Source organism: Rhizobium sp. R86522 (assembly GCF_042466255.1).
In the GTDB taxonomy this organism is placed as follows: Bacteria; Pseudomonadota; Alphaproteobacteria; order Rhizobiales; family Rhizobiaceae; genus Allorhizobium.
The window spans coordinates 2,691,231-2,710,666 of sequence record NZ_JAXHBX010000001.1 but is presented as its reverse complement, the minus strand read 5'-3'; the positions used below and the strand labels follow the sequence as shown (position 1 = coordinate 2,710,666).

The 19,436-nt window shown below is 60.8% G+C and carries 23 protein-coding genes; 13 read left to right on the top strand and 10 right to left on the bottom strand.

Going from position 1 to position 19,436, the window contains the following annotated elements; all coding sequences use genetic code 11:
• Positions 1 to 11: 11 nt before the first annotated feature.
• Complete coding sequence (locus tag SJY08_RS13285) at positions 12 to 332, bottom strand: TraR/DksA family transcriptional regulator (RefSeq protein WP_054148864.1); 321 nt, start codon at positions 330 to 332, stop codon at positions 12 to 14.
• Positions 333 to 360: 28 nt separating this feature from the next.
• The gene (locus tag SJY08_RS13280; protein ID WP_054148865.1) at positions 361 to 771 is read right to left on the bottom strand and encodes a universal stress protein; all 411 of its coding nucleotides are present in this window, start codon (positions 769 to 771) and stop codon (positions 361 to 363) included.
• 213 nt (positions 772 to 984) lie between these two features.
• Between SJY08_RS13280 and SJY08_RS13275 the strand changes: the two genes are divergently transcribed.
• The 6 genes from SJY08_RS13275 to SJY08_RS13250 all read left to right on the top strand — a co-directional run bounded on the left by SJY08_RS13275 (position 985) and on the right by SJY08_RS13250 (position 6,207).
• Positions 985 to 1,866 carry a VOC family protein gene (locus SJY08_RS13275; RefSeq protein WP_377276176.1) on the top strand — a complete coding sequence of 294 codons (882 nt, stop codon included), beginning with the start codon at positions 985 to 987 and terminating at the stop codon, positions 1,864 to 1,866.
• Between the two features lie 136 nt (positions 1,867 to 2,002).
• Positions 2,003 to 3,079 (top strand): AI-2E family transporter, encoded by a 1,077-nt coding sequence (locus SJY08_RS13270; RefSeq protein ID WP_377276174.1) that lies wholly within the window; start codon positions 2,003 to 2,005, stop codon positions 3,077 to 3,079.
• Between the two features lie 65 nt (positions 3,080 to 3,144).
• The gene (locus SJY08_RS13265) at positions 3,145 to 4,041 is read left to right on the top strand and encodes a metallophosphoesterase (RefSeq protein ID WP_377276172.1); all 897 of its coding nucleotides are present in this window, start codon (positions 3,145 to 3,147) and stop codon (positions 4,039 to 4,041) included.
• 147 nt (positions 4,042 to 4,188) lie between these two features.
• Positions 4,189 to 4,632 (top strand): cytochrome c, encoded by a 444-nt coding sequence (locus tag SJY08_RS13260; protein WP_069042016.1) that lies wholly within the window; start codon positions 4,189 to 4,191, stop codon positions 4,630 to 4,632.
• Positions 4,633 to 4,723: 91 nt separating this feature from the next.
• Positions 4,724 to 5,641 (top strand): cytochrome c, encoded by a 918-nt coding sequence (locus SJY08_RS13255; RefSeq protein ID WP_054148868.1) that lies wholly within the window; start codon positions 4,724 to 4,726, stop codon positions 5,639 to 5,641.
• Between the two features lie 341 nt (positions 5,642 to 5,982).
• Positions 5,983 to 6,207, top strand: coding sequence for a hypothetical protein (locus SJY08_RS13250; protein WP_054148869.1), 225 nt, complete (start codon positions 5,983 to 5,985; stop codon positions 6,205 to 6,207).
• Positions 6,208 to 6,225: 18 nt separating this feature from the next.
• On the opposite strand, the gene SJY08_RS13245 is transcribed toward SJY08_RS13250, so the two are convergent.
• Positions 6,226 to 6,795 carry a DJ-1/PfpI family protein gene (locus tag SJY08_RS13245; RefSeq protein WP_377276169.1) on the bottom strand — a complete coding sequence of 190 codons (570 nt, stop codon included), beginning with the start codon at positions 6,793 to 6,795 and terminating at the stop codon, positions 6,226 to 6,228.
• Positions 6,796 to 6,826: 31 nt separating this feature from the next.
• Positions 6,827 to 7,318: a GNAT family N-acetyltransferase gene (locus tag SJY08_RS13240; RefSeq protein ID WP_377276166.1), complete on the bottom strand. Its 492-nt coding sequence runs from the start codon at positions 7,316 to 7,318 to the stop codon at positions 6,827 to 6,829.
• A gap of 263 nt (positions 7,319 to 7,581) precedes the next feature.
• On the opposite strand from SJY08_RS13240, the gene SJY08_RS13235 reads away from it, so the two are divergent.
• Both SJY08_RS13235 and SJY08_RS13230 read left to right on the top strand, forming a co-directional pair.
• Entirely contained in the window at positions 7,582 to 7,848 is a 267-nt protein-coding gene (locus SJY08_RS13235; protein ID WP_377276164.1) for a type II toxin-antitoxin system ParD family antitoxin, read from the top strand.
• Position 7,849: 1 nt separating this feature from the next.
• Positions 7,850 to 8,179: a type II toxin-antitoxin system RelE/ParE family toxin gene (locus tag SJY08_RS13230; RefSeq protein ID WP_377276162.1), complete on the top strand. Its 330-nt coding sequence runs from the start codon at positions 7,850 to 7,852 to the stop codon at positions 8,177 to 8,179.
• 49 nt (positions 8,180 to 8,228) lie between these two features.
• Here the strand turns inward: SJY08_RS13230 and SJY08_RS13225 are convergent, their stop codons facing one another.
• On the bottom strand, positions 8,229 to 8,642 hold the full coding sequence (locus SJY08_RS13225) for a helix-turn-helix domain-containing protein (protein WP_069042011.1): 414 nt from the start codon (positions 8,640 to 8,642) through the stop codon (positions 8,229 to 8,231).
• Positions 8,643 to 8,722: 80 nt separating this feature from the next.
• Between SJY08_RS13225 and SJY08_RS13220 the strand changes: the two genes are divergently transcribed.
• The gene (locus SJY08_RS13220) at positions 8,723 to 9,454 is read left to right on the top strand and encodes a cation transporter (RefSeq protein WP_377276160.1); all 732 of its coding nucleotides are present in this window, start codon (positions 8,723 to 8,725) and stop codon (positions 9,452 to 9,454) included.
• Between the two features lie 68 nt (positions 9,455 to 9,522).
• On the opposite strand, the gene SJY08_RS13215 is transcribed toward SJY08_RS13220, so the two are convergent.
• The 4 genes from SJY08_RS13215 to SJY08_RS13200 all read right to left on the bottom strand — a co-directional run bounded on the left by SJY08_RS13215 (position 9,523) and on the right by SJY08_RS13200 (position 13,462).
• Positions 9,523 to 9,840: a hypothetical protein gene (locus tag SJY08_RS13215; protein ID WP_054148876.1), complete on the bottom strand. Its 318-nt coding sequence runs from the start codon at positions 9,838 to 9,840 to the stop codon at positions 9,523 to 9,525.
• Between the two features lie 220 nt (positions 9,841 to 10,060).
• Positions 10,061 to 12,169 carry a S9 family peptidase gene (locus SJY08_RS13210; protein ID WP_377276157.1) on the bottom strand — a complete coding sequence of 703 codons (2,109 nt, stop codon included), beginning with the start codon at positions 12,167 to 12,169 and terminating at the stop codon, positions 10,061 to 10,063.
• 103 nt (positions 12,170 to 12,272) lie between these two features.
• Complete coding sequence (locus SJY08_RS13205; protein ID WP_153761614.1) at positions 12,273 to 13,160, bottom strand: branched-chain amino acid aminotransferase; 888 nt, start codon at positions 13,158 to 13,160, stop codon at positions 12,273 to 12,275.
• Positions 13,161 to 13,231: 71 nt separating this feature from the next.
• Positions 13,232 to 13,462, bottom strand: a complete 231-nt coding sequence (locus tag SJY08_RS13200) for a hypothetical protein (protein ID WP_194842777.1) — start codon at positions 13,460 to 13,462, stop codon at positions 13,232 to 13,234.
• Between SJY08_RS13200 and SJY08_RS13195 the strand changes: the two genes are divergently transcribed.
• The gene (locus SJY08_RS13195) at positions 13,461 to 14,258 is read left to right on the top strand and encodes a MipA/OmpV family protein (RefSeq protein WP_054148982.1); all 798 of its coding nucleotides are present in this window, start codon (positions 13,461 to 13,463) and stop codon (positions 14,256 to 14,258) included. The genes SJY08_RS13200 and SJY08_RS13195 overlap by 2 nt on opposite strands.
• An 81-nt stretch (positions 14,259 to 14,339) precedes the next feature.
• Positions 14,340 to 15,293 carry a 4-hydroxybenzoate octaprenyltransferase gene (gene ubiA, locus SJY08_RS13190; RefSeq protein WP_377276154.1) on the top strand — a complete coding sequence of 318 codons (954 nt, stop codon included), beginning with the start codon at positions 14,340 to 14,342 and terminating at the stop codon, positions 15,291 to 15,293.
• A 132-nt stretch (positions 15,294 to 15,425) separates the two neighbouring features.
• Here the strand turns inward: ubiA and SJY08_RS13185 are convergent, their stop codons facing one another.
• Positions 15,426 to 15,992: a DUF6101 family protein gene (locus tag SJY08_RS13185; protein ID WP_054148983.1), complete on the bottom strand. Its 567-nt coding sequence runs from the start codon at positions 15,990 to 15,992 to the stop codon at positions 15,426 to 15,428.
• A 352-nt stretch (positions 15,993 to 16,344) separates the two neighbouring features.
• Here SJY08_RS13185 and SJY08_RS13180 point away from each other — a divergent pair, with 352 nt between their 5' ends.
• Both SJY08_RS13180 and modA read left to right on the top strand, forming a co-directional pair.
• A complete protein-coding gene (locus SJY08_RS13180; protein ID WP_377276152.1) occupies positions 16,345 to 18,528 on the top strand; it encodes a DUF1217 domain-containing protein in 2,184 nt (727 codons plus the stop codon).
• Between the two features lie 134 nt (positions 18,529 to 18,662).
• Entirely contained in the window at positions 18,663 to 19,421 is a 759-nt protein-coding gene (gene modA, locus SJY08_RS13175) for a molybdate ABC transporter substrate-binding protein (protein WP_377276150.1), read from the top strand.
• Positions 19,422 to 19,436 lie beyond the last annotated feature (15 nt).

The following is a 19,436-nucleotide window of genomic DNA, read 5'->3' as shown; positions in this document are numbered from 1 at the left end:
AAAGCTACCGCTCAATGAGCGGCTGCACAGTCCTGGCAGAATGGCGTATGCGGCACGGCTTTCAGCCGCTCGATCGAAATCGGCTCGCCGCATGTCACGCATTGACCATACCGCCCCTTGGCAATTCGGTCCAGAGCGGCATCGATCGCTCGCAATTCCTCCTCGCCGACCTGGCCGAATTCCTCCAGCACTTCGTCGTTCTCCGCCTCGGTGGCGCGTTCGGTGCTGTCGGCACTCTTCAGGGTGCCGAGATCGGTGTCGATCTTCTTCAGCCGCCGCTCGATCTCGTCCTTGCGGGCAAGCAGGATGCGTTCGAAATGGGCCGTGTCCATGGCTTGTACGGGGTTCTCCATCATAACATCACCGATCGACCAGCACGGAGATCTTCGAGTGGCGCACCACCCGGTCTGCTGTGGCGCCGATGAAATAGTTCGAGAAGTCGGGCACATGCGAACCAACGATGATCAGGTCCGCCTTGTGTTCCTCGGCCGTCGCCAGGATCTCGCGGGCTGGGGCGCCGGAGCGGATCTCGATATGGGCGCTGACCCCTGTCGTTTCCTTGAGCGTGACGAGCTTGGCCTTGGCGTCGTTGATCGCGCCCTCGATGAGGTCGACCGGAACGTCGATCGCCAGGTAGCCGGGGATGTCCTCGATGATGGTCAGAAGCACGATCTCGCCGCCTGCGTCGAGCAGGGACTTTGCCTTGGTCAGGATCGTCTCGCCGACAGCAATGGCTGCCGGATCGACCGGAACGATGATCTTCTTGTACATCTTGCTCTCCTTTATCACCCACCGGGTGTTTCCTCTTTATGAGGGCAGAATGCGTCCGTTGGTGCTGCGCCGCATTGATCAGGATCAACTTTGAGGCGTGTCGGGTCGTCAATCTTTATCGAACGATGTTTCGAAGAAATGTCGTCTTTTGTGAACGACGGTTTTATCCCATATCTGGGTCCAGAGGTCGCTTTCGGCCGCAGGAGAAACGTGATGACATCCGCCCATGCAGAAACCGCATCCTTTGCCCTAAGCCGCCCCGTGCATGTCGGCCGCGCCCATCTCGTCGTGCGTGATCTGGAGATGATGGCCGGCTTCTACGAGAAGGCCCTCGGGCTGAAGCGCTTGGCGCATGGACCGAGTGGTGTCGAGCTCGGCGCCGGTGATCGCGTTCTCCTGACCCTGACGACGCGCGGCGATGCAGCCGCTGCACCCCGCAATGCAGCCGGTCTCTTTCACAACGCCTTCCTCATGCCCGATCGCGCCGAGCTCGCCCACTGGCTGGCGCACGCTGCCAATCTCGGCCTCCAGTTCGAAGGTGCCAGCGACCACCTTGTGAGCGAGGCGATCTACCTCTCCGACCCGGAAGGCAACGGCATCGAGGTCTACCGGGACCGCAAGCCGGAGGAATGGACCTATCATCCTGATGGGACCGTCGAGATGGACACGCGCCGGCTTGATCTGCAGGCGCTCTATGACGGTGCTCCGAAGACCCCGTGGGCCGGCATCTCGCAGGACGCGGCTCTTGGACATATTCATCTCCAGGTCGGCGACGTGCCTGAAGCGGACCGTTTCTACGAAGGCGTGCTTGGTCTGAAGAAGATGGCGAGCTATCCGGGAGCGAGCTTCTATGCCTCCGGCAGCTACCATCATCATGTGGCCGCCAACATCTGGAACAGCCGCAAGGCGCCAGCTCGCACAGGGGCAATGACCGGGCTCCAGGACTACGAACTCGCCTTCAACGATCATTCTGTTCTGACCGACGTGCTCGCCACCCTGGAGAGCCTGGAAATCAGGGTGGAGCGGACCCCGCGCGGCTTCAGTCTCGCAGATCCATGGGGCATCGGTCTGACGCTGGTCGCACCTCAGAGCTGATCTGCCGTATCCGAAACACTGACCGTGTTATTCCCGGTGGAACGGATGTTGTTCCCGCACGTTGAAGGACGTCGCGAGGGAACAACATCATGTCATCATCTATCAGCCGAGAGAAATGCCTGTCCGGGAGCGTCCGGTGAACGTGCAGGTCAACCACCGCCATAGCCCCTCTCGCAAGGTCCGATTCAAGAAGACGGGGCTCGACTATGTCGTGTCCTGGTCGGTCATTGGTCTTTTTCTGATCTTTGCGCTTGTCGCGCTGCATCTGGCTTCGTTCATCCTCATCCCGCTGACCATGGCGATCGTCGTCGGCCTCATCCTCGGAATTGCGGCCGACCGTCTCGGCAAGCTCGGCATGCCGCCCACTGTGACGGCCGTCATCTTGTCCGGCCTTTTCCTGGTCCTGCTACTCGTTCTGGTCAGCATCGTCTGGACGCCGATCAACATGTTGGTCGAAAATGGTCCGGACATGATCAATCGCACGATCGAATATCTTGAGGGTATTCCGTGGATGCAGCGGCCCCTGGCAATCCTGTCGCGCGGGCCGGATTCCATGGAAACAATGCTGGAGAATTCCGGCACCATTCTTTCGACCGTTGCAGCCGGCGTGACGCCAGCCCTTGTGCAGCTCTTCATCTTCATCGCCGGCCTGTTGCTTTTCCTGTCCTGTCGGTTGGCACTGCGTCGAGAACTGATCCGCGCCTTTTCCGACCGTGCGCGTCGTCTGAAGGCCATCCGCCTTTTCAACGAGGTCGAGGAAGCGCTCGGCTATTATTTTGCGACGGCGGTCGTCGTTTACGGTATCTTCGGTGCTGTCGCCGCAGTGGTCGCGTGGATCGGCGGTCTGGGTACACCGGCGCTTTGGGGTGTGGCGGCTTTTCTGCTCAGCTTTATCCCATTTCTCGGCATAGCCATGGTCACCATCGCCATGGCGATCGCCGGCTTGCTGGTGCATGAAAGCCTCTTTATCGGCCTCCTGCCGGCCTTTGTCTTCTTCCTTCTCGATGGTCTCCTGGAAAACCTGCTGATCCCGGCGGTAATGGGCAAGCGGCTGCAGATGAACGCCTTCATGCTCTTTGTCGCCATCGTCTTCTGGACCTGGTTATGGGGTGCCGTGGGCGCCATGCTCGCAGTCCCGCTGACCTTGATCTGCATGACGCTGTATGGCGGGATCGTGCCGCAGACCCGGATACAGCCCAATCTTCCTGGCTGAGGGACTGTCATTCACCCGTCATGGCCAGGGCCTATGCACCGCCGAAAACCAGAAACGGTGCATCCATGACTGACACTCTCGCCCGCCTGCGGCTCGGCATCATCGCAGATCCACAATATGCCGACCTCGACCCGGATCGGGAGCGGGACCGATACTTCCGCCGCTCGCTCGACAAGCTCGGTGAAGCCGTGCAGCACTTCAATGCCCAGAACCTCGATGCCGTGGTGGTGCTGGGCGACCTGATCGACCGCGGTTGGGAGAATTTCCCACCCGTTCTCGATCTTCTCGAGACGTTGCAGGCGCCGCGCATCCTGCTGCCTGGCAATCACGACTTCATGGTTGACCCGGCGCGCCTGGCGCAGGTTTACCCCAGGCTCGGGATGCCGGCGCCCTATCATGCAGTGCGAATGAAGGGCCTTCGTCTACTGGTCACAGATGGCAACGAGATCTCGCTCTTCGCTCCGCCGGAGGGCGACCCAAGGCGGATCGAAGCCGAGCAGCGTCTTGCTGCGTTGCGGGAACAAGGTGCGCCGAACGCCAACAGGTGGAATGCCGGCATTTCCGAGCGTCAGATGACCTGGATCGCCGATCAACTTGCGGCCGCCGAGGAAAGCGGCGAAGACGTCATTCTTCTCGGGCACTACCCCATCTACCCGCCATCCGATCATGCGCTTTGGGGTGCAGAGGCTCTCTCCGGTCTCATCGCCGAGTCCCCCTCGGCCCTGGCCTACCTAAACGGCCACCAGCACACCGGCAATTATGCCGAGAAGAACGGCGTTCACTTCGTCAATTTCCGTGGCATGGTCGATACGGAGCATCAGAACGCCTTCGCGGTCCTTTCCATCTTCGATGACCGGATCGAGATCGCGGGACATGGTCGCGAACCCGACCGCAGCCTTCAGCTGCGTCCCTGCAAGCGCCGTACAGGCATCTTCGCTGACAATTCACTGACAGCCTGCTGACGTGAATTCGTCATAAATATCTGAAACTTGCCAAGGGTGATGCTCATCACTCCTTTGTGACTTCAATCGGATGTTCCAAGGCGTCAAACATAGGATGCCCTGCTAACGATCGCCGGTGCGTCCGGCTGAGCCCCTGGAGAAAAGCTGATGAAGTTGAAACTCGTTCTGTCTGCCGCGACGGCGATCTGTCTTGGCGTGACCGCAGCGATTGCTGCGGGCGAACCGCAGGCCGTGCGTCAGGATGAAATGAAGAAGGTCGGCGGTGCCATGGGCGCGCTCGGCGGTATCGCGAAGGGCGAGAAGCCCTATGACGCGGAAGCCGTGAAGGCAGCCCTCACTACGCTCGCCGAAGTCGGCAAGACCTTCCCCGACCATTTTCCCGCGGGCACCGAAACCGGCATGGAATCCGAAGCCGCGCCGGCGATCTGGCAGAACATGGACGACTTCAAGGCCAAGTCCGCCAAGCTCGCTTCCATCGCGGAAGCCCAGCTCGCCGCACTTCCGGCTGATCAGGCCGGCGTCGGTGCTACGATGCAGGCCGTCGGTGCCACTTGCGGCGATTGCCACCAGACCTACCGTCTGAAGAAGTAAGGCCCTCCCGGCGGGTGATCTCCGGACGACCTGGATCGCCCGCCGAATTGCACGCTTCCAGGCGTGTGCATGCAGTAGACGGAGGCCTGAGATGGCATCGACATGGGTAAAGGGGCTCGGTACGCTCGCCGTGCTCGGTGCAGCCGGTTTCGGCACGTTCCTTTTCATCACCGCGCCTCAGCGCCAGGACCCTGCGGTCTGGGCCAATCTCGGCGAACCAGATCTCACCCATGGACGAGAAGTGTTCTTTGCCGGTGGTTGTGCGAGTTGCCATGCGCCGGTCGGAGCCACGGGCGATGCGCGGCTGGTCCTTTCGGGCGGCGCACCGCTGAAGAGCGATTTCGGCACCTTCCACGCACCCAACATTTCCAGCGACCCGCAAGCCGGTATCGGCGCCTGGACACTCGCCGAGTTCGGCGATGCCATGACCCGTGGAGTGGGTCGCGCGGGCGAACACCTTTACCCGTCCTTCCCCTACGGCTCCTATGCGCGCATGACGCCGAAGGATATCAACGACCTCTACGGTTTCATGAAGACGCTGCCGGCGAGTGATGCCGTAGCACCTGCGCATGAGTTGGGCTTCCCATTCAACCAGCGCATCGCGCTCGGCGGCTGGAAATTCCTGTTCTTCAGCGATGCCCCGCGCGTTGAACTGGCCGATGCCTCCGACATGCTGAAGCGTGGCCAGTATCTCGTCGAAGGCCCTGGTCATTGCGGCGAATGCCATACGCCGCGCAATGCGCTCGGAGGCTTCCTTTCCGGCCAGTGGCTCGCCGGCGGTCCCAATCCGGATGGTGAGGGCACGATCCCCAACATCACGCCGGGCTCGAAGAGCATGGGGTCGTGGAGCGAAGGCGATATCGTCACCTATCTCGAAACCGGTTTCACACCCGATTACGACAGTGTCGGCGGTTCCATGGTCGAGGTGCAGAAGAACATGGCGGAACTGACGGCCGCCGATCGCGAGGCGATTGCCGCCTATCTGAAGGCGATCCCGGCGGTGCAATGATACCAAGTGTCGATGATAGGGATCTATAGGATCGGCTCGACCGCAATTTTTGGCTAGGAGAGGTCCGAAGAGCGATGCTGACGCAGCGGTCAAGGAACTCGGCGACGCCAGAATAGGCGGGAAGCCGACCAAGCGTGGCTTATTGCAGGCCCCTGGCGTTGTTGCGCCGCTTGGCCGATGCGGGAGCATCGCCCGGCGCGCCGCGCCTAGCCAGCAACCCGCAATAAGCCATCCTATGGGTTCTTATCATCGACACTTGGTACAAGCTTTCACGGCTCTGTTCAGCATCGCGCAAGCCTTGTCTGTCATCTTTCCGTCGTCGAAATGACTGCGGAGGGGATATGAGCATCGAACGCCGGCGGATGGAGAATGCGCTCCGGTCCCTGCTCGACAACTATCCGGACCCCGCTCTGCACCGCTGGGTGCATGAGACTGTTGGTGCTTTTGAGAAGCGCCTCTCGGCCATCGTTGACCCGCGCGAGCGCGATCACGCCCAGCAGGCGGCTCTCATCCTGATCAAGACAACGCTGCAGAAATGGTCGGAGAATCCGCCCGTCAGGCACTGATGCGGACAACATCAGTTCTCAACGGCGATGCTCGGCGGCAAACATCGTCAGCTCTTCCTCTGCTTCAGGCCCGAAGAGATCAAGCGCCTTCAGCACTTCGATCGTAAAGGTATCCGGTGCCGAGCCGGCTGCGGTCACGATCTTTCCGTCGCGCGCTGCCTGTGGTTGGTCCACATACCGAGCCTCCCCGCGATAACCGGGATACTTCTTGTGCGACGCGAGCGCATTTCCGGTATGCGCGACGTCGTCGAGCACGCCTGTCGCCGCCAGCGCGCTCGCGGCCGCACAGATCCCGCCGAGAACCTTGCCTTTGTCACGAAACGCCGTGGCGAGCGCTGTGAAGTCGAACGCCACACCCTTTTCCCAGGCATAGCCGCCGGGAATGATCAGCGCATCGAACTGCTCGGCATCGATCGCGTCAAAGCCGACGTCGGGTGTGACCTTCAGCCCGCCCATGGAGATGACGGGTTTGCCATCCGGGCTTGCCGTCACCACTTCGCAGTCGAGCCAGTAACGCGTTGCCGCCATCAGGAGCGCGGGTTCCCAGTCGGCATAGTCGTTCTGCAGGGCAATCACGATGCGGGGCATGAGGTTCCTCCTTGCGTCTGTCGGGTGAGGCTCAGCTCAAGGCCTGCAGGTAACGCATGCCGGTGACCGGGCGCGGAATGAAGTCCATGTTTTCGTAGAAGCGGTGGGCTGCGAAATTGCCGGTGGCAGCCGACACCGAAAGAAAGTCACAGCCGGAAGCGCGGGCGATCTGGCGGGCCCGGTCGACGAGATGCTGGCCGATGCCGTTGCCGCGCTGTCTGTCGCGCACGAACAGATGATGCAGTTCCATGCCGCGCTTGCCTTCTTGCGCCTTGTAGAGCGGCACGAGGATGGCGTAGCCGATCAGGCCCTCTTCGCCGCTGTCGGCAACCAGCGCCTGGATCCAGGGCATGGGTCCGAACAGATCGCGCTCCAGGACATCAGGCGTCATCGCCGAAGCATCGCCGTGATGCTGCGCGAGCGCCAGAATCATAGCGTTGAGTTGCGGCAGGTCGCGCGGCTTGGCATGGCGGATGGACACGATCGGCGGGCGGGGGAGTGTAAGGTTTGTATCTTCGGTCATGTTGCTTTCCCTTGGTCTCATTTCGTGCCGTCAGGGGAAAGTCGTCCGGAAAACAACAAGGCCGCCTGACGGCGGCCTGTTGACAATGTGATCTTGTCAGGCCGCCGGTTACCGGTAGGCCCAAAAATACGTGCAGGAGATGGTTGCGCGGATATCGATCATGGCGGGTGTGATGCGCCAGTTTAAATCGATTGTCAACGGGGGAACTGTCAGCTGTTTTGAAGCTGGCGATATGGTATGCTTGTCTCCATGGAGGTCGACAGATGACCATTAGTCTTAAACTCGACGACAATGATCGGGAGAGGATCGAACGTCAGCTGGCGAGCGGTCGGTTTTCCGATGCCTCGGCGGTTGTCCGCGCCGGCTTGGAACTACTTGATGAGCTTGATGGTGCAAGAGATCGCTGGCTCGACGTCGAAATTCCTGCTCGTTTCGCCGATGCCAGACAAAATCCCGACCGGCTGATCTCTGGCGACGAGATATTTGCGCGACTTGAGGCGCGCCACCGCAGTCGCGTGAGTGACCGGTAACATGACCCGGCCGCTGATTATCCATCCGGATGCGGCCGGAGAGCTCAATGACCTATACGATTACATCGCGGAACGCTCGGGCTCGGACAGGGCGTGGAGCTATGTCAGTGCCGTAAAATCCCTCCTCGCCGATCTCTGCGCCTACCCTGAGCGTGGAAGTTTGCGAAGCGGCGCGGTAGACGGGCTTCGGATCATCGGCTTCCGCCGACGCCTGAGCATTGCCTTCGTCGCCCGGGAAGGTGACGTCTTGGTGCTCGGCTTCTTCTATGCAGGTCGCAATATTGATGCGGCACTGCTCGACCAGCGGGCCAATCCAACCGAGGACCCTTGACCATCACCGCTCCACCTCTGCCCCGGCGCTGGGCCGTGAGCATCGGTCCTCAATGCTCGTGTTCGCACAGCCCGTGATCGGACAGTGCCCGGATCACATAACAGTCGCCGATCGTATGGCATTCCCCATGCGAGACGATGCGGGCGAGCTCCGCCTCCAGCTTCTTCAGCCGCGCAATCTTTTCCCTGACATCATCGAGCTGTTCCCGGGCGATGTGGTCTGCCCGCTCGCAGGGCTCTTCCGGATGGCCGCTGAGCGTCAGCAACTCCCGAATCGCCTCGATCGGAAATCCGAGATCCCGCGCATGGCGGATGAAGGTCAGTCGCTCAAGATCGGCCTTCTCGTAGCGCCGCTGATTGCCTTCCGTGCGATCCGGGGCCGAGATCAGCCCCATCTGCTCGTAGTAACGGATGGTCGGCACCTTGACCCCCGCGCGCCGGGACAGATCCCCGATCGAAAACATGAAATAACCCCTTGAACCTCTAGTCACTAGAGATCCTAAGGTCGATGCATGACCACATCAAGACCTGAAGGAAATCAAAGATGAGTGCTGCTTGCGGCCATGACCATGCCCCTTTCGACGGCATGTCCGACACCTACAAGCGCCGGCTCTGGCTGGTGATTGCCATCAATGCCGCCATGTTCGCCGTGGAAATGACGGCCGGACAGCTGGCACGTTCCCAGGCATTGCAGGCCGATGCGCTGGATTTCTTCGCCGATGCCGTAACCTACGGCATTTCGCTCGCCGTGATCGGCGCCTCGCTGAAAACCCGCAGCATGGCTGCCGCCGCCAAGGGTGTGAGCCTCTTCCTGATGGGCCTCTGGGTCTTCGGCTCCACAGTCTGGCGGGCCTTTGAAGGCGGCGTGCCAGAGGCGCCGGTCATGGGCCTCATCGGTTTCCTGGCGCTTGGCGCCAATGTCGCGAGCGTGCTTCTCCTGATGTCCTACAAGGACGGGGACGCCAATGTGCGTTCTGTCTGGCTCTGCTCGCGCAACGATGCGATCGGCAATGTCATCGTCATGATCGCGGCCCTCGGCGTCTGGGGCACCGCGACTGCCTGGCCCGACCTGATTGTCGCCGGCATCATGGCAGGCCTGTTCCTCAGTTCCTCCGTCCAGATCCTCAACCAGAGTTACCGCGAGTGGAGGGCGGGCGAAGCAATAACCCTGTCATCGTCCTGCTGCGGGACGGGGAAGGCATCCTGCGGGTCGGGGCATGATCATGATGACGCTCACCATGAACACGGCGCAGAGCACGTGCATCGTCACCCCTGACGGACGTCCAGACGCAAGAAAGCCGGCCTGGCATCATGCCGGCCGGCCTTCTTGACCGCATCGTCTCATCAGAATTCCTGATAGGGCGAAGGGGGTATCTCGTATTCCCGGTAGGCGGCTTCCACCATCTGCACCCGGGAATCGGCAGGCTGGCGATCCCGGTTCGGGCCATTGCCGATGTCGACGATCGCCTTGCGCGAGCCTTCGACGGTCCACAAGGCCGAAGCCAGCTGGTTCGACAGGAGCGTACTGGAAAACGTGCTCGCACCGCTTCCGCGGGGTGCGCTGGTGTTGGACGTTTCGGGGGCAGCATCCTCCGCGCCTGCCGTGTTCGGCACGTATCGGCTTTGGTAGGAGTAGCCGCTCAGGCCGCTTTCGATCCTCATGGCGGACACCTCAGTTGAAGAATTAACCTTTTGTTAACCTTTCAACCTTGCGCGAAGCTTGCGCCGGCGATGTCGCCATGAGAATTGCCCCTTGCGCAATGTCGCGACTGAAAGTACGGGCGGCGAATCGAAATTTTAAGGCGCGGCTGTTTCAGGCATTGCCGAAACAATACCGAAAACGCACCCGTTATTGCTTGGAGTCTGCGACCGCGCTGCCGCTTTAGACCTTCCCCGCCACCTTGATCGCATAGGCATATTCAAACGCGATCTCTTCCAATCGCTGGAAACGCCCCGACTTGCCGCCATGGCCTGCGGCCATGTTGGTCTTCAGCAGGAAGGGGCCTGCATCCGGCGCCGTATCCCGCAGCCGCGCGATCCACTTGGTCGGCTCCCAATAGGTGACACGCGGGTCGGTGAGGCCTGAAAGAGCGATGATCGGCGGATAGGGCTTCTTCTCGACATTGTCGTAAGGGCTGTAGGCCGCGATCCAGCGATATTCCTCTTCCGACTCGATCGGGTTGCCCCATTCCGGCCATTCCGGCGGGGTGAGTGGCAGCGTGTCGTCGAGCATGGTGTTGAGCACATCCACGAACGGCACGGCGGCGATGATGCCGGCGAACTTCTCTGGCGCCATGTTGGCGACGGCACCCATCAGCATGCCGCCGGCCGAGCCGCCTTCGGCGATGATCCGGTCAAAGGAGGTGAACTTCTCCTTCACCAGGTGGTCGGCAGCCGAGATGAAGTCCTTGAAGGTATTGACCTTCTTTTCCATCTTGCCGTCTTCGTACCAGGAGAAGCCCTTGTCCTTGCCGCCGCGGATATGGGCGATGGCATAGACGAAGCCGCGATCGGCGAGCGACAGGCAATTGGTGTTGAAGCCGGCGGGAATGGTGATGCCATAGGCACCGTAACCATAGAGCAGGCAGGGGGCGGAGCCGTCGAGCTTCGTGTCGCGGCGGTAGAGCAGGGTAACCGGCACCGTCTCGCCGTCATGCGCTTCGGCAAAGACGCGGCGGGTGACATAATCCTCCGGGTTATGGCCTGATGGTACTTCCTGGGTCTTCAGAAGTGTGCGCTCGCGCGTCGCCATGTTGTAGTCGAACAGCTGGCTTGGCGTCGTCATCGACGAATAGGAGAAGCGGATGATATCGGTTTCGTATTCCGCAGCGCCCTGAAGTCCCAGCGAATAGGCTTCTTCCGCAAAGGCAATCGAGTGCTCCTCGCCCGACTTGCGGTCGCGGATCATGATGACAGGCAGACCCTCGCGACGTTCCAGCCAGACGAGGTGGCGGGCGAACGCCATGTGGTTGAGGATTAGACGGCCCGGCTCGTGCGGCACGAGGTCTTTCCAGTTCGCTTTGCCCGGCGCGGTCACCGGCGCCTCGACGATCTTGAAGTCCTTGGCATCATCGGCATTGGTCAGGATGTAGAAGACATCGCCGCCTTCCGTCATCGAATATTCCACGCCCTCTTCGCGCTCGGCGACCAGCACGGGCTCAGTCGTCAAATCCTTGGTGGACAGCAGGCGGTATTCGGATGTTTCGTGGTCGTGGATGTCGATGAAGATGAAGTCGTCGAGCAACGAGCCGCCGACGCCCATGAAGAAACCGGGGTCCTTTTCCTCATACACCAGCCGGTCAGACGACTGCGGTTGACCCACGATATGGTGGAAGACCTTTGACGGACGGTGGTTCTCATCCTGCAGCGTATAGAAGAAGCTCTTGCCATCAGGCGCCCAGACACCGCCGCCGGCGGTATTTTCGAGCACATCGTCCAGATCCTGCTTGGTGGAGAGATCGCGGATCCGCAGCGTGTAGTATTCCGAGCCCTTGTCGTCGTAACCCCAGATGCCGAAGCTGTGGTCTGTCGTGTGATCGATGCCGGACAGGCGGAAATAGTCCTTGCCGACAGCTTCCTTGTCGCCATCGAGCAGCAGGTCGCGGATCGACTCGTCCTTCGGGCTGCCGTCACGCGGAATGCGGAAATAGCGCGGCTGCTCGCCGCCGGTGACAAAGGCAGAGCCATAGGCAAAGGGGCCGTCCTTCATCGGGATCGAGGAATCGTCTTCCTTGATACGACCCTTCATCTCGGCAAACAGCGTCTTCTGCAGCTCCTTGGTGTCCGCCATCGCCGCTTCCATATAGGCGTTCTCGGCTTCGAGAGTGGAGCGGATTTCCGGATCGAGGATCGAGGTATCCTTGAACATGGCCTGCCAGTTGTCGGCGCGCAGCCAGGCGTATTCGTCCGTTCTCGTGATGCCGTGACGGGTATCGGAATCGGGCTTCTTGGCGGCGGCGGGTGCGGCGGGCAGGTTCTTGAAGACGGACAAGGGAGATCCTTCCGAAAATGGAAACATTCAGCTCAGCGAGAGATAGAGAGGCGAGGGGCCGCGATCAAGCGGCCGGGACGCGGGGCAGGCGCGTTGCGAGGGGTCAGCCGTCCGTGCCGGCAGTCGATTTCGCCCAGTCCATGTAGAGTTCCAGTGCCTTGCGCGTCACCGGGCCTTCCTGGAACTGCGCGTCATCGAGACGCGTCACAGGCACGACCTTGGAATAATTGCCGGTCTGGAAAATCTCGTCGGCATTCATGAAGTCTTCGACCGAAAGCGTCACCTCGCGCACCTCGAAGCCGGCCTGGCGCAGTAGGCCCATGATGCGCGCACGGGTGATGCCCGCAAGGAAGGTGCGATTGGCGGCCGGGGTGAAGACCACACCATCCTTCACCATGAAGACGTTGGAGGAGGCCGTCTCCACGACATTGCCGTTCATGTCGCGCACCAGCGCATTGTCGAAGCCGCGTTTGCGGGCATCGATGATCATCCGACCGGAATTCGGATAGAGGCTGCCGGTCTTTGCGTCGGTCATCGCGCATTCGGGCGTCGGACGCCGAAAGGGGGAAACCGTCAGCGAGGAGGGCTTCGCTGTGTGCATTGGCGCTTCGAACAGGCAGAGCGCAAAGCGCGTCGATTCCGGATCGGCTGCGACCACCGAGCCCATCTGGCCGTGTTCGGCCCAATACATCGGCTTGATGTAGATCGCGGTCTTGCCGTCGAACTTCTCGACGCCTTCCCAGGCGAGGCGCTCGATCTCCTCGGCCTCCATGGTCGCCTTCATGCCCATGTTGGCGGCCGAGCGATTGACGCGCTGGCAATGCAGGTCGAGATCCGGGGCAATGCCGTCGAACCAGCGCGCACCGTCAAACACCGTCGAGCCAAGCCACATCGCATGCGAGACCGGCCCGATCAGCGGCGGGTTGCCGGCAAACCATTCTCCGTCGACATAGGTGAAGGTGGGGGTGCGGGCGGATGTATCGACGGCCATGGCGGGTCTCCTGTTCTCGTTGCTTCGCAGCAAAGTCGCCTCAGGCTCCAAGGTCAAGGTGAAACACGCCCTCAGGACACGATTTGGCAACGATCCAGGTCAAAACCGCCGCGCGAGGTGGATTTCCACATGAATCCAGAAGCTTGGCTGATGGATCGATCAGTGCGCCTGATGTCCTGGCAGCCGAAGTGTCCTGAGCCGCCGATGTGGTTAAAGATCCTGTAACGGATTCCTGAAATATTGAACGAAGTTGAGATCGCGATCTTCGGTCTCGTGTACTGCGTTTTCTTGGGGGTCTTCATGAACAGGCTGCGTCTTATCGCCCTGCTTTCCGCATCGGTTGCGGTCTCGTCTTCGCCGGCCTTCGCCGATGGTCTCTTCTCCGGAAACTGGTATGTCACCCTCGGCGGCGCCGGCATCTCCGCGCCGACCTTCGAAGGCTCCAAGAACCGCAAGCTCTTCTTCCAGCCGATCATTTCGGTCGGCCGTGGCGGTGCGCCGCGCTTCTCCTCGCGCAACGACAATCCGTCTTTCGCAATCTACAACACGGACGTTCTGCGTGCCGGTGTTGTCGGCAAGTTCGTGCCCTCGCGCGACGCCGGTACTGACGATGCGCTGCGGGGCCTCTCCGAGGTCAAGTGGGGCGGTGAACTCGGCGGTTTCGCCGATGTCTATGTCACCGACTGGATGCGGGCCCGTGCCGAAGTGCGTCAGGGCATCCGCGCCCATGATGGCTTGGTCGCCGATATCGCGGTCGACGCCTTCACCGATATCGCGCCCGATCTCAGGGTCTCGGCCGGTCCGCGCATGACCTTCGCCACCAGCGGTTACACCAGCGCTTACTACGGCGTGGACGCGGCCGAATCTGCCGCGTCGGGGCTCAGCCAGTACAATCCGGACGGTGGCGTGACCTCCTATGGTGCGGGCGGGGCGATCACTTGGAACGCCACCGACAAGATCACCATGAGCGCCTTTACCGAATACAAGCGGCTCGCCGGCCCGGCTGCCGATTCGAGCCTCGTGCAGGAACGCGGCAGCAAGAATCAGCTGATGTTCGGCGTCTCTGCCAGCTATAAGTTCGGCGTCAGCTTCAACTGACGAAAAGGCCGCAGCCGATTTTGCAGCGGCGATGGGAGCGGGCGGTTTTCTTGAACCCGCCCATGCTCTATCAGTTGGGCCATGAGCACCACTGAGCCGAACATCGATCGCGTCATCGACGCGCCCTCCGACAACTTCGTCTATCGCATTCTGCCGCGATGGCTCTGGCCGCATGCCCAGCTCGCCCGCTGGGATCGGCCGATCGGCTGGCAGCTCCTGATGTGGCCCTGCTTCTGGTCCTCGGCGCTTGCCGCCAATGCGCTTGCGGCCGAGGGGCGCCTGAACCTTCCGCTTTTCGTCTTCCACCTCTTCCTGTTCTTCGTCGGTTCCGTCGCCATGCGCGGCGCAGGCTGCACCTATAACGACCTCGTCGACCATGAGATCGACAACATGGTCGCCCGGACGCGGTCGCGTCCGCTGCCGTCGGGGCGCATCTCGCGCCGCAACGCCAAGATCTTCATGGTCGTGCAGTCCCTGGTCGGGCTCGTCGTGCTCCTCTGCTTCAACAGCTTCTCGATCATGCTCGGCATCCTGTCGCTCGCCGTCGTCGCAATCTATCCCTTTGCCAAGCGCTTCACCGACTGGCCGCAATTCTTCCTCGGGCTGGCTTTTTCTTGGGGCGGCCTGATGGGTTGGGCCGGCCTGCACGGCAATCTCTCGCTCGCTGCCATTCTCGTCTATGTCGGGGCGGTCGCCTGGACGATCGGCTACGACACGATCTACGCCCATCAGGACCGCGAGGATGATGCGCTGGTCGGCGTCCGCTCGACGGCGCGTCTCTTCGATCGCGACACCAAGATCTGGCTGAGCGGGCTCTATGGGTTGACGCTGGTGCTACTCCTGTCGGCCTTTATCGCTGCCGGTGCGGCTTTCCCCGCAATCATAGGTCTCTTGATTGCAGCTGCGCTCTTCGCCTGGCAGATCAAGGTGCTCGACATCGATGATGGAGCGCAGTGCCTGGCGCTGTTCAAGTCGAACAACCGCGTCGGCCTGATCATTTTCTTAGGGCTCGTCGCCGCCATTCCTTTCGCCTGAGCTTTGTACAGTTCTCGCTAATCCAGGCGCTGATCTCGTTTCATTTCGAGACGCCGGCAGCCGATGTCCCTCAAAAGCCAGAGGCCCGGAAGTTGCCTTCCGGGCCTCTGGCTGTTCAGTGTTGGGACGCGATCAGTTGCGTGCGATGATTTCCTTTCCGGAAATCTTCATGGTTACACCCAGCTTGCCGGTCGTGCGACGCACCAGGAAGCGCGGCCTACGCTCGGCGAAATAGGAGTGGCGGCGACGCGGCTGCGTTTCCTTGGTGCGGACATCGCCGAGATGCTCTTCAAGCGGACGAGCCACGCCATCGGCTTCGACCATCAGCATGGGAATGCGGAACGCATCCGCCCAGCCGCGCCAGTCGGCAGCGATATCGCAGAGATCATGAGCCACGAGCAGCGGAATGCAGAGATCCGGATCGTCGTGATGCAGTTCAAGCGTCACGGTGACTTCACCGTCGCCATGGTCGATGGCGCGCGCGGCAACGCCCTTGAAGGCCCGCGCTGGAAGAGCAAAGGACAGCGGCAAGCCACTGCCGGGGAGGATCTTGCGCAGAACGGCGCCGCGCTCATCGATGGTGATCGTGACGTCGCCCAGAGCGCCCCGCAATGCGTAAGTCACCTGCTGGGGGAACCGCGAGGGATCCAGACGCAGAGTGGCGCCGGCCCATGCTGGCTTCAAAACCGTGTTCGTCATCTTCATGCTACCCTTGTTTTACCCGAGAGCGCGTCATGTGCTCGTCTGTTCGGGACTTTTCGTCCTCTGTGGGTGCAAGATAGCCAGCCGCTGTTGGAGACAGCTTAAAAGATGCGGTAAAGAAAACCTTGCGCGGTCAAATGGTTAGTTTTGTCGTACCGGTCACGGTTTCGAAAAGGTGAAACTCCTCTTCGATCTGTACCGACACGAAACGGATACCGCCTGAATGGTCTGATCATCGACTTTGGAGCGCAGAAACGACCTAAGGCTTCTTCATGAATTCATAAAGCTTGAGGCAAGGATTTTGCGCCATACTGTGATTCGCGCGCGCTGTGTTCTCTAAGGAATTCCGATGGTCTCGACCTATCTGAGCTACAATCTCGTCAACCGTGACATCAAGGGGAGCATCAACCGCACCGCTTCCGATCCGGTTGTCGCGCGCCAGACCGAGTACTTCAAGGAGAACATCGGCAAGGTCACGAACCTCGAGGAATTCCTCGACGACTACCAGCTCTATTCCTATGCGATGAAGGCCCATGGTCTCGAAGAGATGACCTATGCCAAGGCCTTCATGAAAAAGGTGCTGGAAAGCGATCTCTCCGACGAAGCGAGCTTCGCCAACCAGCTGACCGACGAGCGCTACCGCAATTTCGCCGCTTCTTTCCAGTTCTCGGCGGAAAAGACCGATCTGCAGACGGACTCCCAGCAGACGATATTGCTCGAAAGATACGAAGCCTCGCTTACGGCCCAGAGCGACACGCTGGAGGCGGAAGCCTTCTACTACGAGGCCGTAATCGACAACATCACCAGCGTCAGCGGCTTGGTCAACAATAGCCGCCTGATGACCTTCGCACTCGATGCCTATGGCATCGACGGCAACGTCTATACCAAGGATCATTTGACCAAGGTCCTCACGAGCGACACCTCGGATCCGAACAGCTATGTCAATCAGTTGGTCGCCAATGGCGCTGCCAACGCGTCGAAATTCCTGAAGCTCGCCGAAGCCTTCGACTTCAATGCCGATGGCTCGCTCTCTGGCGCGACTGCCCAGACGGCGGCCCAGAAGGAGGCCACCGTCTCGCTGTATGTCGACGAAGAGCAGATCTACGTCACCGATTACTATCGTCAGCGCGAGCGCGCCTATTATGAGCAGAAGATCGCGACGATCACGTCGGTCGATGAACTGACCGCCGATACGCGCCTGTTCAATTACGTCAAGACTGCATTCGAGCTGGGCTCGATGGGGGCTTCGACCTTCAAGCAGATCGTAACGAGCGACACCTCCGACCCGAACAGCTACGCGGCCACCAATGGCGGCGATGCGTGGGTGGCCATTGCCGGCAAGTTCAACTTCGCTAGCGACGGAACGGTCGAAAGCGGCATGACCGCGCAGGGTTCCACACAGCTCGCATCGACGAATTCGGGCTTTGCAACCTTCTACGACGATGCGGATGAAGAGCGCAAAGAGGCTTTGACCGAGCTCTTCAAGACCAATATCTCCGAGGCCGAAAACGTCGATGACATTCTGACTGACACGACGATGCGCCTTGTCCTGCAGCGTACGTTTGGTTTCGAGGCCAATGAATTCTCGGTGCGCGAACTGAGGCAGGCCCTGACCAGCGATTTCACCGATCCAAACAGTTTTGCCAACAAGTCGAAGGACACGCGTCTGATCGAGATGTCGAAGCTCTTCAACTTCGACGGCGAGGGCAATGCCGCCGTGCCGCTTTCGCCGCACAATACGCTGACGGCGACGATGATCGCGAAGCAATATGTCATCAACGAAGTCCGCTTCCTCGACGACAACGAGAGAACCGCCGCACGCGAAGCCGCGACCAAAAAGGCCGAGGTTTACCAGGAGCGCATTCAGTCGATCGACACCGTCAAGGAGCTGCTTGCCGATCGCGACGTTATCGACGTGGTCATCGGCGCCTACGGCCTGGATCCAGAGGATGTCACCGATGACTTCCTCAAGCAGGTTTTCGCGTCGGACCTGTCCGACCCCAAGAGCTTCGTCAATCAGCAGCCGGATGGCCGCTGGGCCGAACTTGTCGCTTCCTTCAACTTTGACGCCAATGGCAATCTGACCCGCGAGACGATCGGTACGGTCCAGCAGCGTGGCGAGACCCTGGAAACCGTGAACAAGTATCTCCGGCAGACGCTGGAAGAAACCGAAGGCGCAAGCAACGAGGCTGTCCGACTGGCGCTCTATTTCGAGCGCACCGCGCCGAACATCACCGATGCCTATGGCCTCATCGCCGACGACGCGCTCATGGCGGTCTTCCGGACGACGTTCGGTTTCTCGGACGAGTTCTCCAACATGGACGTCGACCAGCAGGCGCGCATCATCAACGACAACCTCGACCTGGCCGACCTGCAGGATCCAACCAAACTGGAGCGGTTCTTGCAGCGCTACACTGCCATGTACGACACGGAAAACGCCAGTTTCAGCAATTCCGCCGTCTCCATTCTGAGCGGCGGCAGTGGCAGCATCTCGGCGGATCTGCTGTTCAGCCTGGCGCAGCTGAAGGCCTGATCAACGTTCATTCCCGCAACCCGCAGTCCTCTTGTCTGCGGGTTTGCTTTTGGCTATCGATATATCCGTTGGGATATATCGCTACGGGGGGCTTTGTGATCAACCGGTTGAAGACGAAAGCTTTGGCGCTGGCCATGCTCCTGGCAGTAGGCGTCATGATCCTTGCTCCGTCGGGTGGGCGCGCCGAACACCCGGTCACGGTCTTCGCCGCCGCAAGTCTGAAGGAGAGCCTCGAAGAGATTGCCGCTGCGTGGAAGCAAGCGGGCGGAACGGAGGTCCGGCTCTCCCTCGCCGGCAGCTCGGCGCTCGCCAGGCAGATCGAGCAGGGCGCGCCAGCAGACCTCTTCATTTCTGCCGATCTCAAATGGATGGACCACCTTGAGACGGTGGGCCAGGTAAAGGCGGACAGCCGGGTGAACCTGCTCGGCAACCGGATCGTTCTTGTCGCGCCGACGGATGCGGCCACGACGACGACCATCGCCCCTGGCTTCCCGCTCGCATCCCTTCTTGGCGGTGAACGTCTGGCCATGGCCAATGTCGATGCCGTGCCCGCCGGAGCCTATGGCAAGGCCGCGCTCGAAAGCCTCGGCGTCTGGGAGAGCGTCAAGGACAAGGTTGCCCAGGTCGAGAATGTCCGTGCTGCCCTGCTGCTCGTCTCGCGCGGCGAAGCACCGCTCGGCATCGTCTACGAAACGGATGCCAGGGTTGATCCCGGCGTGAAGATCCTCGACCGCTTCCCCGAGGACAGCCATCCCGCCATCGTCTATCCGGCAGCTCTCACGACGGATAGCAAGAACCCGCGCGCCGCCGAATTCCTCGCTTACTTGCAGGGCGTGGACGCCCATGCCATCTTCATCGCCGCCGGCTTCACAGTCCTGGCCAAGACAAACTGACATGGCCACGACCAA